The sequence below is a fragment of the Streptomyces sp. NPDC005925 genome, from assembly GCF_040638805.1.
Taxonomy (GTDB): Bacteria; Actinomycetota; Actinomycetes; order Streptomycetales; family Streptomycetaceae; genus Streptomyces.
Map to the genome: position 1 here is coordinate 56,989 of NZ_JBEXVL010000028.1, position 14,887 is coordinate 71,875.

General features: G+C 71.4%; 11 protein-coding genes and 2 pseudogenes. 8 read left to right on the forward strand and 5 right to left on the reverse strand.

Annotation, left to right across the window (positions count from 1 at the left end):
* Window positions 1-306: 306 nt before the first annotated feature.
* Genes ABZ354_RS24360 through ABZ354_RS24370 form a run of 3 tightly spaced genes read left to right on the forward strand, consistent with a single transcriptional unit; the run spans window position 307 to window position 5,158 of the window.
* A complete protein-coding gene (locus ABZ354_RS24360; RefSeq protein ID WP_358660071.1) occupies window positions 307-1,734 on the forward strand; it encodes an ATP-grasp domain-containing protein in 1,428 nt (475 codons plus the stop codon).
* The gene (locus ABZ354_RS24365; RefSeq protein ID WP_358660073.1) at window positions 1,731-3,743 is read left to right on the forward strand and encodes a PEP/pyruvate-binding domain-containing protein; all 2,013 of its coding nucleotides are present in this window, start codon (window positions 1,731-1,733) and stop codon (window positions 3,741-3,743) included. The genes ABZ354_RS24360 and ABZ354_RS24365 overlap by 4 nt, the downstream gene beginning before the upstream one ends.
* On the forward strand, window positions 3,740-5,158 hold the full coding sequence (locus ABZ354_RS24370) for an MFS transporter (RefSeq protein WP_358660075.1): 1,419 nt from the start codon (window positions 3,740-3,742) through the stop codon (window positions 5,156-5,158). The genes ABZ354_RS24365 and ABZ354_RS24370 overlap by 4 nt, the downstream gene beginning before the upstream one ends.
* A 94-nt stretch (window positions 5,159-5,252) precedes the next feature.
* Here ABZ354_RS24370 and ABZ354_RS24375 read toward each other — a convergent pair whose 3' ends face one another.
* A complete protein-coding gene (locus tag ABZ354_RS24375) occupies window positions 5,253-5,885 on the reverse strand; it encodes a hypothetical protein (RefSeq protein WP_358660077.1) in 633 nt (210 codons plus the stop codon).
* A gap of 564 nt (window positions 5,886-6,449) precedes the next feature.
* Here ABZ354_RS24375 and ABZ354_RS24380 point away from each other — a divergent pair.
* A pseudogene (locus ABZ354_RS24380) lies at window positions 6,450-6,728 on the forward strand (virginiamycin B lyase); the annotation flags it as partial.
* A gap of 189 nt (window positions 6,729-6,917) precedes the next feature.
* Window positions 6,918-8,906: an amino acid transporter gene (locus ABZ354_RS24385; protein WP_358660079.1), complete on the forward strand. Its 1,989-nt coding sequence runs from the start codon at window positions 6,918-6,920 to the stop codon at window positions 8,904-8,906.
* A 151-nt stretch (window positions 8,907-9,057) separates the two neighbouring features.
* Here ABZ354_RS24385 and ABZ354_RS24390 read toward each other — a convergent pair whose 3' ends face one another.
* Entirely contained in the window at window positions 9,058-10,092 is a 1,035-nt protein-coding gene (locus tag ABZ354_RS24390) for a class I SAM-dependent methyltransferase (RefSeq protein WP_358660080.1), read from the reverse strand.
* Between the two features lie 329 nt (window positions 10,093-10,421).
* On the opposite strand from ABZ354_RS24390, the gene ABZ354_RS24395 reads away from it, so the two are divergent.
* Window positions 10,422-10,559 carry a hypothetical protein gene (locus ABZ354_RS24395; RefSeq protein WP_358660082.1) on the forward strand — a complete coding sequence of 46 codons (138 nt, stop codon included), beginning with the start codon at window positions 10,422-10,424 and terminating at the stop codon, window positions 10,557-10,559.
* Between the two features lie 269 nt (window positions 10,560-10,828).
* Here the strand turns inward: ABZ354_RS24395 and ABZ354_RS24400 are convergent, their stop codons facing one another.
* Window positions 10,829-12,340, reverse strand: a complete 1,512-nt coding sequence (locus ABZ354_RS24400) for a DEAD/DEAH box helicase (RefSeq protein WP_358660083.1) — start codon at window positions 12,338-12,340, stop codon at window positions 10,829-10,831.
* A 324-nt stretch (window positions 12,341-12,664) separates the two neighbouring features.
* The gene (locus ABZ354_RS24405) at window positions 12,665-12,868 is read right to left on the reverse strand and encodes a cold-shock protein (RefSeq protein WP_358660085.1); all 204 of its coding nucleotides are present in this window, start codon (window positions 12,866-12,868) and stop codon (window positions 12,665-12,667) included.
* An 839-nt stretch (window positions 12,869-13,707) separates the two neighbouring features.
* Here ABZ354_RS24405 and ABZ354_RS24410 point away from each other — a divergent pair.
* Both ABZ354_RS24410 and ABZ354_RS24415 read left to right on the forward strand, forming a co-directional pair.
* Window positions 13,708-13,926, forward strand: a complete 219-nt coding sequence (locus ABZ354_RS24410; RefSeq protein ID WP_358660087.1) for a hypothetical protein — start codon at window positions 13,708-13,710, stop codon at window positions 13,924-13,926.
* Between the two features lie 30 nt (window positions 13,927-13,956).
* A complete protein-coding gene (locus ABZ354_RS24415) occupies window positions 13,957-14,439 on the forward strand; it encodes a hypothetical protein (protein ID WP_358660088.1) in 483 nt (160 codons plus the stop codon).
* A 95-nt stretch (window positions 14,440-14,534) separates the two neighbouring features.
* On the opposite strand, the pseudogene ABZ354_RS24420 reads toward ABZ354_RS24415, so the two are convergent.
* A pseudogene (locus ABZ354_RS24420) lies at window positions 14,535-14,636 on the reverse strand (aminoglycoside phosphotransferase family protein); the annotation flags it as partial.
* Between the last annotated feature and the right edge of the window lie 251 nt (window positions 14,637-14,887).

The window sequence follows — 14,887 nt, forward strand, 5'->3', positions numbered from 1 at the left end:
CATCTGAGTTCAGGTCCGGCGGGGCGCGCCAGAAGTGATCACGAAACCTTCACCCTCGCGCAACGGTGTTTACAACTCAGGCATTTGCCTGAGCGGCAGCGGCCTCACCGCGGCAGTCAGGGCACCTCGCGTCTGCTTCTCTTGTGTATGCGGTCGGTGACCCCCGGGCGATCTCCCCGGGGCGGGTCACCGCACGCCTCCCGTGAACGCCCGAGGGGCCGGAGGCGAGTTCGGCAGACGACCAGGCAGAGGGACCGGGCGACCGCGCATGGTGATTCGCATGACGACCTGAGGAGACGAACGTCCGTGAGCACGGTGCTGTTGGTGCATGCCAAGGGTGGTCCACCGCTCGGCTACGTCCTGGCCCGGGCGGCCACGAGAGCGGACGTGCACCTGCTGGCGCTCAGCCCGCTCCCGCCGACGGTGGCCGCGACGGCCGGCGACCTGTGCGCCTCGGTCACCACCCCCGCCGACGAGGAACGGTCCGACCTGGTCTCCCTGATCGTCTCGCGGGCCCGGGCCGTGGGCGCGGACGCGGTGCTCACCTTCTCCGAGTACGCCGTCGTGGCCGTCGCCGAGGCGTGCGGGGCACTCGGTCTCGCCGGGGCCGGGGACGCCGCCGCGCTCGCCCGCGACAAGCGCATGATGCGGCGCACCTGGCAGCGCCACGGCCTGCCGCAGCCGGAGTTCCGCCCCGTCACCACGTGGGCGGACCTCCACGAGGCCGTCGCCGCCCTGCCCGCGCCCATGCTGCTGAAGGCGGCCTGGAGCGCCGGCTCCACCGCCCACCAGATCATCCGCTCCCCGCAGGAGGCCGACGCCGCCTGGCTCCGCTCCCGCGAGGTGATGGCCGAGTCCGCCCAACTGGGCTTCGCCGAACTGCACGTCGCCGAGGCGGACGCCCACTACGTGGTCGAGCAGATCGTGACCGGCACCGCCGCCCAGTGGTTCGACGAGCCCGGTTGGGGCGACTACGTCAGCGTCGAGGGCGTGGTGGCCGACGGCGTCTTCCACCCGGTGTGCCTCAGCGGCCGGATGCCCACGGTGGAGCCCTTCACCGAGCGGGCCAGCATCACCCCCGCGCCGCTGCGCGCGGACCTCCAGGATCGTGTCGTCGACCTCGCCCGGCGGGCCGTCGACGCCCTCGGCCTGCGCGACTGCGGCACGCACACCGAGATCAAGCTGGGTTCCGACGGGCGCATGTGGCTGATCGAGACGGCCGCCCGGTTCGGCGGCGCGATGACCGTCCCGCAGACCGAGGAGGTCTACGGGGTCGACCTCGTCGGCATGCTGGTGGACCACCTGCTGGGCCGCACGGTCGCCTGGCCGGAACGGGTGCTCGGCCCCGCGCAGGCGCGCGGCGCCGCCGGCTCCCTCGTCGTCCTCGCCGTGGACGGGCGGGGCGCCGCCTGGCCGGACCGCAGGATCTGGGACTTCCCCGCCGTCCGGGACGCCGTCGCGCTGAGCGAGGGCAGCTCCCTGTCGGTGGTGCCGGAGAGCTCGCTGCCCGACGGCAGCACCGTGCCGGTCTACGACCCGGCCGGCGGGGCCAACACCATGGCGGCCCTGTGCCTGCTCTCCGCCGCCGACGCACCCATCGTGCTCCGCGACTTCACCACCCTGGTGGACGCCCTGCCCACCGCGCTGCCGCCCGCCGGACCCGCCGCAGCGCCGTTCCGGCCCGCCGCCCGCCTCTTCCGCCCGGCCGTCCGGCCCGAGGGAGTCCCCGCATGACCACCGCCCTGCTCCCCACCGACGCCCCGGTACCCGCGAACGACCGCACGGTCGTCGGAGAGAACCTGTCGCTGCCGCTGTTCCGCACCCTGTCCGGGGTGCTGGCCGGCCACCCGTACCTGAAGGTCGTCGTCGACCGGCGCGAGGACACCTGGCACCTGCTCGACACGGCCGCACACCCCTTCCACGTCAACTACATCGCCACCCGTGTCCTCGGCATGGACGTCGCCGACCTCGACGCCGACCTCGACGCGTTCAACGCCTCCGTCTACATGGACCCCGAGCGGCGTTTCCTCCTCGGGGTGCTGTCCCTGCACAGCGACGAGGACACGGAGGGCCGCGAGCGCCTCTTCCTCGTCCTGGAGACGACCGAGGCCGACACCATGCACGGGGCGCTGCTGGAGCACTTCTACGCCTTCGTCCGCGAGCGCGTCGACGGACGGCTGCCGCTGCTGCTCAAGCCCGCCAACCACGGCCAGGAGGAGGAGCTGGCCGCAATCAGCGAGCAGCGGGTGCCGCGCATCCTCAGCCACGAACTCTTCGGCACCAGGACCCGGACCCCCCTCAACACCGGCGAGGCGACCGGACGGCTGCGCTACTTCCGGACCACCGCGGAGTACCAGGCGGCGGCCGGCGGGCTCGGCTGGTCGGACATCGTCGCCATGCCCTGCCTGCCGGACGACGTCCAGCGGGTGACCGGATTCATCAACACCGCCCCCATCACCCCGCTGTCCCACACCAACGTCCTCGCGACCGGATGGGGCATCCCCAACGCCATCGTCCGCGACCTGGAAGACCTCATCGACCGGGACGGCCTGGACGGCGCCTGGGTCCGCTACCGGGTGCACGAGGACGAGATCACCCTGGAGCGCCTGGCCGAGGCTCCCGAGCTGCGCGCCCCCGTCTGGCACCAGCAGCGCATCCGCCTCGAAACGCCGCTGCTGGGGGACGCGCCCGTGCTGTCCCTGCACCGGCTGCGCAGCGCCGACCGGGACCGCTACGGCACCAAGGCGGCCAACCTCGGGGAGCTGCACCACGTGCTGGACAGTCGCACGGCCGACCTCACCGCCTTCTACGGCCGCCCCCGCCCGCCCCGCGACGACCTCTACGGGCACCTCGCGACCCGGCTCGGCCTGCGCTCGCCGTCCGCCGCGGAACTGCGCGCGGCCGCCACCTCGTTCGTCGCCGGCATGGTCGAGGCCCCGGAGGGCGTCGCCCTGCCGTTCTCCCTCCAGCACCGCTTCCTCACCTCCTCCCCGGCGCTCCAGCAGGGCATCGGCAAGCTGAAGATGGCGCTCGAACTCGACGCCACCGACGTCCTCGACTCGCTCTGCCTGCAGCTCCAGCACCTCATCCGGCACGCCCCGATGCCCGAGTCCGTCGCCCGGGAGATCACCCGCTCCTTCCCTACGCCGCTCGCCGAGGGCAGCCGGCTCGTGGTGCGCTCCTCCTCCAACGCCGAGGACCTCCCGGGCTTCTCCGCGGCCGGGGTCTACGACTCCGTCACCACCGTCCGCGGCACCGGCGAACTCCTCGACGCGGTGCGCCAGGTGTGGGCGTCCCTGCTCTCCCCGCGCAGTGTGCGGCTGCGCCACCAGGTCGGCATCTCCCTGGACGACGCCTACATGGGCGTGATCATCCAGGTGTACGTCCCCGCCGCGCTCGGCGGTGTCCTGGTCACCTGCAACCCCACCCGGCGCGAGGACTTCCGCAACGTCTATCTCAACTGCTCGCCGGGCTCGCCCGAGCAGGTCGTCGAGGGAGCCGTCCTGCCCCAGCAGTACCTCTACAACACCGTCGAGGGCGGCGGGCGCACCCTCGACCTCGGCTCGTGGTCCGAGGGGCTGCCCGCCGACACGCGGGCCAGGCTCGCCGACCTGTCCCTGACCAGCCGGCTGCTCCAGTCCCACTTCAGCGCACCGGAGGTGGACGCCCCCCTGGACATCGAGTGGCTGCTCACTGACCAAGGGGACTTCCACCTGGTCCAGATCCGCCCGTACGCCCTGTGACCGCCCGCCTGCCGCGCCGGGACGCGCGGCCCACCGCCCCCCTGACCGATACCGCCCGCCGCATCATCCGGCTCAACTACGGCTTCCAGCTGCTCTTCAACCTGCTGTGGTGGATGCCGGTGTTCTACGCCTACCAGAAGGAGGCCGGCCTCTCCGACGCGAAGATCTTCGGCATCCAGAGCGTCTACTACGTGGCCTTCTGCCTCTTCGAGATCCCGACCGGGCTGATCGCCGACCGCATCGGCGCCCGCAACTGCCTGCGCGCCGGCGCCGTGGTGATGACGGCCGCCAACCTCATGCCGGTGCTCAGCCCCTCGTACGGAGGGTTCCTCGTCCACTTCCTCGCCATCGCCGCCGGTCGCTCCCTGACGTCGGGGGCCGCCAGCGCCTACCTGTACGACGGGCTGCACGCACAGCGGTGCGGCACGCACTACCTGAAGGCGGAGGGCACCGCCCGGGCCCTGGGCCTCGCCGCGAAGGTGCTGTGCTGGCCGCTGGTCGGGCCGTTCATGGCCCTCGCCCACTCGGCACCGTACGTCCTGAGCGCCGCGAGCGCGGCGGGCTCACTGGCCTGCGCGGTGGCCCTGCCGCGACTGGCCGGCCCCGCCGCGGACGGCGGCACGGCCGCGCACCCGGCGCGTAAGGCCGCGCGGGCGTCCGGCGGTCGCGGCACCGTGCTGCGCGACGCACGGGCCGCACTGCGCTGCGTCGCCTCCTCGCCGTGGCTGGCGCTGGTGATGGTGCAGGGTGTGGCGGTGTTCACGCTGTCCCGGATCTGCCAGGTCAACCTGTTCCAGCCGATCCTCATCGACCACGGCATCGGCGAGTCCTGGCACGGCGGCGTGCTCGCCGCCATGACCCTGGCGGAGGCCGTGGGCTCGGCGCGCCCGCAGTGGCTCAGCCGCCGCCTGTCGCCGGTGGCGTGGGTGTCCGTCCTCAGCCTGGCCCTCGCGGGCACCCTGGCCGGCATGGCGGCCGGCGGGCCATGGACGGTCGTCGCCCTGCTCTGCCTGTTCGCCGTGGCCACCGGCTTCGCCTACCCGGTACAGCGCAAGCTGGTCAACGACGCCGTACCTCCCCACGCCCCGCGGGCCACCCTCCTGTCGGTGGAGTCCATCGTGGACCGCGCGGTGTGCGCCCTGGCCGCCGTCGCCGTGGGCGCCTACCTCTCCGCCGGTCGCCTGGACGCCCTGCTCTGGCACAGCGCCCTGGCCACCGCCGTGCTCCTCGGCGCCTTCCAACTGGTCGTGCGCAGCACGGCGGTGCGTACCGGCCCGACCGCGGCGCCGGGCGGGACGGGCTCCGACGGGCCGGCCGACGGGCCCGCCGCGGACGCCGGCCTGCCCCCGGCGGCCGGCGACGCGCAGGTGCCCGGGCGGCCGCGCACGGACGCACGCCGGGGGGCCGGCGTGTAGAGCGCCCCGCCGCCCGTTCCGCGTCGCGGCGCGGGCCGGGGGTGAGGCGGCGGCAGGCGCGTGGGGGCGCCTGCCGCCGCTGTTCCACGGGGCGTCAGCCGGCGGCGCGGGTCAGCAGCTCGATGAGGCGGGCCGGGAGGTAGGCGGGCCGGGACGGCTGTCCGACCTGGTAGGCCACGTAGCCGAGCGAGGCGGCGACGCGGGTCTCCTCGGCGGTCTCCGACTCGTAGACCGGCCGGCAGCCGTCCGCGTCCGCCAGAGCGCGCTCGAAGAGGGCCGGTGCCGGCTTGCGCTCCTCCTCGGTGCGCGGCGTCAGGATGCGGTCGCCGAAGTCCTCCCAGGCGAACGGCGCGGAGTCCGTCCAGGCGCCGTCGACCTCGTTCTTCAGTACCGCCGCGCGCTCGGCGTCGGTCGCGCCCCACGAGGACGGAACGTTGGTGATGAGGCCGACGGTGATGTGCCGCGCCCGCAGCTCGCGCAGGTAGGCGGCCGCGCCCGGCAGGTAGCCGGTGCTGCCGTCCTCGGCCGTGTGCACCAGCGTCTCGCCCAGGTCGAAGTAGACGACCGGGCAGCCGGATGCGGCGGCCGCGTGCGCCTGCGGGCCGGCGCCGTGCGCTGCCGAGGCGGGCATGGCCGCGCTCGCCGTGGTGCCCAGCGCGGTCGACGCCAGGGCGGCGCCCAACGCGAGGCACGCCCGGAACGAGGTGCGGGAGGCGGATCTGGTCATGGCGTCGGCGCCCTTTCTTCTCGACACCGCACTGCGTGCGTATGTCCGGTGCATGACATATTTAAGGGCGGGGTGCTCGCGCCGGCTCCTGCTGACCGGAAGACCGTACGTGCTGCCACCGCCCCACCCCGCCATACCCTCGAACACCGGCCGCCACTCGCCCGTACACGGACGGGCGTCAGTACGCCACCGGCTGCTGGACGGTGTGGGCCAACCTTCCCCCCGCCAAGGTCTGGCAGCTCACGCTGCCCGCGCCCGTACCCGGCCCGGCCCGCACTCCGGCCGGAGCAAACCGGTGACCACATTGACCACCGCCCTCGGCCACGCGTCGCCCCCAGCCGCCTACGCCCTCGTGGCCGCGGCAGTCCTGGCCGAGTCGATCCTGCTCGTCGGGGCCTTCATCCCCACCCTCACCCTGCTGCTCACCGCGGGCGCGCTGGCCCGTGCCGGACAGCTCAGCCTGCCGCTGCTGATGACAACCGCCGCATGCACCGCGGCCACGGGCGACTTCCTTGCCCACCGCACCGGGCGGACACTCGGCACCCGCCGGCCCACCAGCCGCCTGCGGGCCAGGTCGGCAGGATGTCGGTGGACGGCGAGGTCACGGGGTTCCCGCTTCCCGACCGTACGGCCAGGCCCCACGCCATCGTGGCCGCCGCCGCGGGCGAGTGCTGGTTCACCGAATGGGGGGCCAACCGCATCGGCCGCATCACCGACGGCGGCGAGATCGCCGAGTACTGCCTGCCGTCACCGTCGTCCGAGCCGCACGGCATCATGCTGGGGCCCGACGGTGCTCCGTGGGCGGCCCTGGAAACGGGAGGGGTCGTGCGGGTGGAACCGTAGCCTCGGCGCCGGCGGAACCGTCCGCCCTCAGCGCCTCGTTGACGCAGGGGTTTACCATCCGCTGACTCATGTGTCCCTCACTCCCGGGCAGTGGGACCGGGAGGCCGCATCGCGGCGACCTTCCGCCTGCCGTCGGAGCAAGTCCGCGCGGCTGGTTCGGTGGTCAGACAAGGGAGGGCACGGAAGGACATGGGGGACAAGCCAGGCGCCGACCGGCCGACCGTGCCGGAGTCGGTGGACAGTCCAGCTCTGCGGCCGCAGCCGACAGGCAAAGCCGGCCGGTGGCTGCTGCGGCACCGGGTGCGGCCGCTGGGGCCGGCGGCCGGCGGGAGTCACACCGAGTCGCATGCCTGGTGGAAGGTGATGTGCCTGACCGGCGTCGACTACTTCTCCAGTCTGGCCTACGTGCCGGCGATCGCCGCTGTGGCCGCCGGGGCCGTCTCACCTCTGGCGACCCTGCTGATCGTGGCGTTGACGTTGCTGGGGATGCTGCCGATGTACCGGAAGGTTGCCAGGGAGAGCCCTCACGGTGCGGGGTCGGTCGCGATGCTGGAGGATCTCCTGCCGTTCTGGTGGGGCAAGCTGTTCGTGCTGGTCCTGCTCGGTTTCGTGGCCACGTCGTGGATCATCACGATCACCCTGTCCACGGCGGACGCCTCGGTGCACGTGGTGGAGAACCCCTTCTTCCCTGCCGCCCTGCACGGCCATGAGGTCGCTTTGACGGTGGTGCTGCTGCTGATCCTGGGTGGAGTGTTCCTGCTGGGCTTCAGCGAAGCGGTCAAGGTGGCCATTCCCCTGGTCGCTGTCTTCCTGGCCCTCAACGCCGTCGTCATCGGTGCCGGTGCGGCGCATCTGCTCACCACCCCCGGAGCCTGGTCGGCGTGGACCGGTTCCCTCACCGACCTCGGCGGGTTCGTCGATCTCGCGAGCCCGGCACTGCTGGCCTTCCCCCTGCTGGTGCTGGGACTGTCCGGCTTCGAGACGGGTGTGAGCATGATGCCATTGGTGGCAACCGACGGCGCCGACGACGAACAGCGCCTACAGGACCGGATCCACAACACGCGCAAGCTGCTCACCACCGCCGCGCTCATCATGAGCCTCTACCTGCTGGCCGCCGGCTTCGTGACCACCGTGCTCATCCCCCGCGAGCAGTTCGAGCCCGGCGGTGCCGCCAACGGCCGCGCACTGGCCTGGCTCGCCCACGAACACGTCGGAGAGACATTCGGCACCCTCTACGACATCAGCACCATCCTCATCCTGTGGTTCGCCGGCGCCTCCGCCATGGCAGGACTGATCAACATCGTGCCCCGCTACCTCCCCGACTACGGCATGGCCCCCGAATGGGGACGCGCCGTACGCCCGGTCGTCCTCGTCTACACCGCCCTGTGCATCCTGATCACCATCGCCTTCGACGCCGACGTCGACAAGCAGGCCGGCGCCTACGCCACCGGCATCCTGGCGATGATGGTCGCCGGCGCCTTCGCCGTCACCGTCTCCACCGCACGCAACCGCCGACGCCCCACCGCCGCCGGCTTCGCCGCGCTCACCACAGTCCTGCTCTACGCCCTGATCGCCAACATCATCGACAAGCCGGACGGCATCGCCATATCCGGCGTCTTCATCATCGGCATCCTCACCGTGTCGCTGATCTCCCGCATCTCCCGCACCACCGAACTGCGCGCCGACCGCATCGTCTTCGACGAGGCCGCCCGCCGGTTCATCTCCGACAGCCTCGCCCACGACGACTCCCTCAACATCATCGCCAACCGCCGCCGGGCCGGCGACCTCGCCGAGTACCGCGCCAAGGAACGCGAACAACGCGGCACCAACCCGGTACCGGGCCCCGCCGACGTGCTCTTCCTGGAGATCGACGTCGTCGACCCCTCCGACTTCAGCGACACCCTCACCGTCCACGGCATCGAAGTCGACGGCTACCGCGTCCTACGCGCCCATGCCCCGGCCGCGCCCAACGCCATCGCCGCCATCCTCCTGGCCCTGCGCGATGCCACCGGCGTGCTGCCGCACTGCTACCTCGCCTGGGCCGAAGGCAGCCCTCTCAAGCACATGTTCCGCTACTTTCTCCTGGGCCGGGGCGACACCGCTCCGGTCACCCGCGAGATCATCCGCCGCAACGAACCCGACCCCGACCGCCGCCCCGGCATACACGTCGGCGGCTGAGTCCGTCACCTCCGCGCCGAACAAGAAGGCCGTACCGCCCATCGGCTGAAAGGAAGGCAGGCGCGATGACGAACTCCGGCAAGCTGTTCCGCCGTATCGGCGCTATCCAGTCGTAGTCCCGCACCTCTTCCCAAGACGACCTCGAACCGCATCAGTTCGCGGTGGGAGTGCACGTCGCACGGACCGGCATGTTCTGGCGCAGTGCTCTCCAGTCGTCCTCAAGGACGGAGTACTGGAGCATGTCGTGCCAGATGCCGTCGATGTGCGCGAAGTGCCGCAGTCGCGCTTCTCTGACGAATACACCGCTTTTGTCCAGGGCGCGGATCGCCGCGATGTTGGTGGGCATCACGCAGCTGTACTCGGCTTCGTCAGGAAGGGTGGTCATCAGGGCTCCTCGCGGGTGTGGGGTGGCTGGGCGGCGGCGGGCCGGCCGGGGTGGGGGACGGGTGCGAAGAGCAGACGGGTCACGGACAAGGGTCCGTACGAGCGCAGCCCGGGCACACGCGGCAGCCACCCCCGGGCAGGCCCGCAGTTCGCGCAGCCGCGCGGGTGTCATACCCCACGACATCGGCGGTGGCCGGTACCCGGCCGGGTAGCGGAACCAGCCACGGACGGTGCCTGCGGCGAACCATGCCGGTGGGGTGTCGAACACCAACTGCGCCCCCGGCAAACGCACTGCGCACGCCTCCACCAGGGCCCGCACACAATCCCAGGCCATATACATCAGCACACCCTGTGCCAGGACGAGGACACCGTCCGAGGCGTCGACCTCCCCCGTCCACCGCTCGTCCAGGAGGCAACCGGTCAAAGTCCGGCACCGGTCGGTGTCCGGGAGCAACCGGCGACGCAGTGCGGCCGACTCGGGGAGTTCGACCCCCAGCCACCGCACCGTGCCGTTGTCCACTCGCCAGAACTGCGTCTCCAGCCCCTCGCCCAGACAGACCACCGTGCCGCGCGGATGCCGCGCCAGGAAGGCGCGCACCTCACGGTCGTAACACCGCGCCCGCACCGCCATGCCCCGGGCCCATCCGCGGTTGTCCGTGCCGAAACGCTGCGCGAACGGGTAGTCCAGGGCCTCGACCAGTTCGACGGCCTTGGGGTCCGCCAGGCCGCACTCGGGATCGCGGGCTGCCAGGGAGCGGTGGTACAGCGTCCACAGCGCCGTCTCACCCACCGCATCGGTCATCGGTTCCTGCCCCGGGAGATCCACCGCCTCAACATGCCGCACCGCCTGTGGGCCGACCACGGAAAACTCGGGACATGACGTAAACCAAACCACCCGAACAGATGGAAGGTTGCAGGTGTGAGGAGATCGACTTGACGACCGCCCGCAGGACCAGCACTCCGAACGCCGAGCAGCGCCCTTGCTCGCGGGTTACCGGCTGTGGTCGGGGGCGTGACGGCGGTCGGCTTTCGGGAGGCCCCAAAGCCAAGATCGCCGGGTGGGATGCCGCCGACGGGCCTGGCCTTCCGTCGGCACTGGCTCCGGGGCGGGCGTCGGACACGCCTCCACCGTTGCCGCAATCGCTGTACGTCAGCGGGCTGCGCGCCCGCGCGGTGGACGCGGCTGCCCGCTTCCTGGCAGGACACCGGGAAGTCTTCGACCAGGCCGAGGACGCCCCGCAGAGGGCTCGGGGAGCGCGCACGGCCTGACGGAACTGCACATCGACGTTGCCTGGCGCGCGGACGCGATCGCTCTCAAGGAGCTCCTCACTGAACCCGCCTGCACCGCCGGGAAGATCGCCGTTCTCCCGCGGCCCCTTGCCGACCGCCACCTGAGAGGAGTCCGCCGCCCCCTCCCCGGACGCCGCGGCGTCCCCAGCCTGCGGGCGGCGCCCGTCGAGCGGGGCGGCATCTGAACCGTCGTCACGACGTGCCTCCTGCGGAGGTGGGCCGGATTCCGGAACCTGAACACGAAGTCCTTACGCCGCCGCGTCGAACGAGGACTGCCGGGTCCTGCGCCGGGCGGCCGAGGTGGGGCTGCGTCGGCCGCGTGAGGACGACGTGCTGCGCTGACGCCGCTCGGCGACCGGCGCGGTGATCGTCACGGGGACGCCGGAGGGCGTCTGGGCGCCGGTGATCCGGCCGAGCGCCTCTTCGCCGGAGCGGACCTGGGTGGTCTCGGGCATGATGCCGGCGGCGGTCATGAGACGGGTCATGTCGCGGCGCTGGTTGGGGGTGACCAGGGTGACGACCCTGCCGGACTCGCCGGCGCGCGCGGTGCGGCCGCCGCGGTGCAGGTAGTCCTTGTGGTCGGTCGGCGGGTCGACGTTGACGACGAGGTCGAGGTTGTCGACGTGGATGCCGCGGGCGGCGACGTTCGTGGCCACGAGCACGGTGACGTGCCCGGTCTTGAAATGGGTCAGGGTTCGGGTGCGCTGCGGCTGTGACTTGCCGCCGTGCAGGGCGGCGGCCCGGACCCCGCTGTTCAGCAGGTCCTGAGTCAACCGGTCGACGGCGTGCTTGGTGTCCAGGAACATGATCACGCGGCCTTCGCGCGCCGCGATCTGCGTCGTCGTCCAGTGCTTGTCCGCGCTGTGAACGTGCAGCACGTGGTGCTCCATCGTGCTGACCGCACCCGCGGACGGGTCGACGGAGTGGACGACCGGGTCGGTGAGGTAACGGCGGACCAGTCGGTCGACGTTGCGGTCGAGGGTGGCGGAGAACAGCATGCGCTGGCCCTCGGGGCGGACCTGGTCCAGGAGCGCGGTGACCTGGGGCATGAAGCCCATGTCGGCCATCTGGTCCGCCTCGTCCAGGACGGTGATGGCGACCTGGTTCAGCCGGCACTCCCCGCGGTCGATGAGGTCCTTGAGCCGGCCCGGTGTCGCGACGACGACTTCGGCACCGCTGCGCAGCGCATTGGCCTGCCGGCCGATCGACATTCCTCCGACGACCGTGGCGAGACGCAGTTGCACCGAGCGGGCGTAGGGGGTGAGCGCGTCGGTCACCTGCTGGGCCAGCTCACGCGTCGGCACAAGGACCAGGGCCAGCGGTTGGCGGGGCTCGGCGCGCCGGCCCGCGGTGCGGGCCAGCAAGGCCAGGCCGAAGGCGAGGGTCTTGCCGGAACCGGTGCGCCCGCGTCCCAGGGCGTCGCGGCCCGCCAGGGTGTTGGGCAGGGTCGCGCCCTGGATGGGGAACGGAACGCGCACGCCTTGCACGGTCAGCGCCGCCAGCAACTGCTTGGGCATGTCGAGGTCGGCGAACGTCTCGACCGCGGGCAGCGCGGGAGTGATCGTCTCCGGCAGGGCGAACTCCCCCTGAAGCGTTGCGGGCCTCCGGCCGTAGCCGCCCGAACGGCCCGAAGCTCCTGAACGGCTCGGGGCGGACGAGCCGAAACGGCTGCTCCGCCTCGAACCGGCGCTGGAACCGAACGCGGGGCCGTCGCCACGGCTGCGGCGGGAAGAACGGTCATTGGTTCGTGCGGAGTTCATTGAGAACCTTCCTTGATACGGCACGTATCAAGGAATTCCCGCAGCGGAAGCAGCGCGGGGAATCACAAGAACGGACCGAATGGATTGCGAAAAAGGATGAGAAGTGCAGTGGATCTGGTGCGGATTGCATCGACGGAATTTCTGACGCCATAGGGGTGTGAAATCCCGGACGCCTACCGAGTGCACCGTGGACGAGGCGCGTGTCCTGGAGCGACGGGCCACGGACGTTTCTCGTCCCGCAGGTCGCACCACTGCGGGAAATGTCCGTAGCTGGGGCCCGCACCCCGAGGGATGCGGGCCCCAGCTACGAAGTGCGCGTCGGCGTCAGGCGAGGACGATGTTCTCGGCCGTCGGGCCCTTCTGGCCCGCCGCGATGTCGAACGTGACCTTCTGGCCTTCGAGCAGCTCGCGGAAGCCCTGGGCGGCGATGTTCGAGAAGTGGGCGAACACGTCGGGCCCCCCGCCGTCCTGCTCGATGAAGCCGAAACCCTTGGCTGCGTTGAACCATTTCACAGTGCCTGACGCCACGTCATATCTCCTCTTGGGCAGTACGCCGGGACCCGCGATGCACGGATGCCGGGTCGCCGCGATGATGCCCCGCCCGGAAAACGACCGGCCATACGAAAACGCCGCCAGCGGCTGAAAATGCCGACGAAGGCGCTTGAAGTTCTTGGGAACCACAACTGCAACTGAGATCGACAGTAGCATGAGATGCTGGGCCGAGTGCGATAACTGGCTGCGTCCCGCCGGTCGCAGCAAAAACACTTTCCGTGTGACGTGTCAAACCCTCACCTCGCGGCCGTAGATATTGACCCACCCGAAGCGCAGCGTTTCAGGAACGGCGGTCGCCGTCGAGCACTCAAAAGAGCCCGTATTCCGGCGGAGATTTCCTGCCCCGGCGTGTACCCGGTGGCCTGTGCGCCGTCTCGCCGCGGATCCCGGCCACTGGTGGGGCGGGCAGGCGATCGGCCGCGACTTCACCGCCACCGAGGTCAACCGAAAGTACGTCGGGCGACATCACCTGTCTGCCGCCGGCCGGCGAAATCTTCCGCTACCCGGCGACCGTGATCGACCCCGCCTCGCGGCGCCCGGCGGGACAAGCGATCGTCCACCACACGCGGGTCACGCCTCGCTTGACGAAAGACATGGAGGCCCCCCCGCTCGGGACTCCTTGCGTCGGCTGCGGGAACAGGACAGGCAGTCCGTCACCTCCGGGGCGGGCCGGCGAGCGGAGCAGGCCGGGCTCGGCACCGTTCGAGTGGTCCGGACCGCCTGCGAACAGCCGCTGGAACTGCCGGTGAAGACCTCCGGGACGTCCTAGCGTGCCGGTACGTCCTTGCACCGCAGGTCAATCCAGGAGGTTCGTCATGAAGTACACGGGTCGCCCCACTGCCGGGGGTACCGCCGCCACCGTCGCGGCCGCCGCGCTTGTTCTCGGCGGAGCGGGCACTGCGTCCGCAGCGCAGGCGTCGCCCAGGCCCCAGCAGATCACCTCGGCGCAGCTGCAGACGCACCTCGCCATGGCCGTCGACCAGGAGCGCACGGTCTCCTCCTGCCCCGCAGGCTGCGCCGGCCAGATCGTGTAGCAGGTCCACTGGACTGATGAGGAGGTCGAGATGAGCACCGCGGACCGTTCCGGAACAAGCAGACTGTGGTGTCCGAGCGGCAAGGCCGAGGCGCCGGAGTCGGTGGTACTGGGCGTGCGCTCCGGGCAGAACGCGGAGGTCGTGTACCTCGCCGACCCCGTGCCGGCCAGGGATGTCCTCCCGGTCGTCCCGAAGGATGTCGAGCCGACCCGGGTACTGCGCTTCGCGTCGCACTGTGTCAGCAACTGTCTGCACCGCAGGGGCAATGACTGCACCCTGGTGGAGCGGGTGGCGGCGACACCGGCGGCCGAGAGCCGGAGTGTGCCGCGGTGCCATCTGCGCACTCAGTGCAAGTGGTGGGCGCAAATCGGGGTGGACGGCTGCCACCGGTGCCCGGCCGTCGCCACAACCGTCGTGGAGGGCGACGACCTGGGCGTGCTGGTCGCCGATCCCAGCACCACCCAGGAGCAGCTGGACGTCTGGATAGCGAAGGCCGCTTCCGCCGCATGCTGATCCGGACCGGAACCGGCTCCTGCCGGTTCCGGGCCACCGAGGACGAACGCGGCGCCGGGAACGTCCGCTGAGTCTGTTCTCGGACCAGGCGCCGGTCAGTTCGGCAAGCCGGCCGTGAACATCTGGCGGCGGTCCGCCGGCCAGGTCTGTATGCGGTCCCAGCGTTCCCAGCCGCCACGCTCGGCCGGCGCCCGGAGAAGTCTGGTGCGTGCGGCTGCAAGGCGGAGGAGAGCGTCAACGCGGAGCGTTCGCAGCCGACGGCAACGCGGCAGATGTGCGTGCCGGACCCCGTTCGGGTCGGCTGCGAAGCACCGCGTCCCACAGCCGGCCTGATCCAAACGACAGACCCTAGTTGTACTGACCCGTGAGGTTGGGGACGCGGCTGGCGGGTGGTTGGCCCTTCAGCGCGGTGTGTCCGCGGTGGTGATTGTAGGTGTGCAGCCAGCCG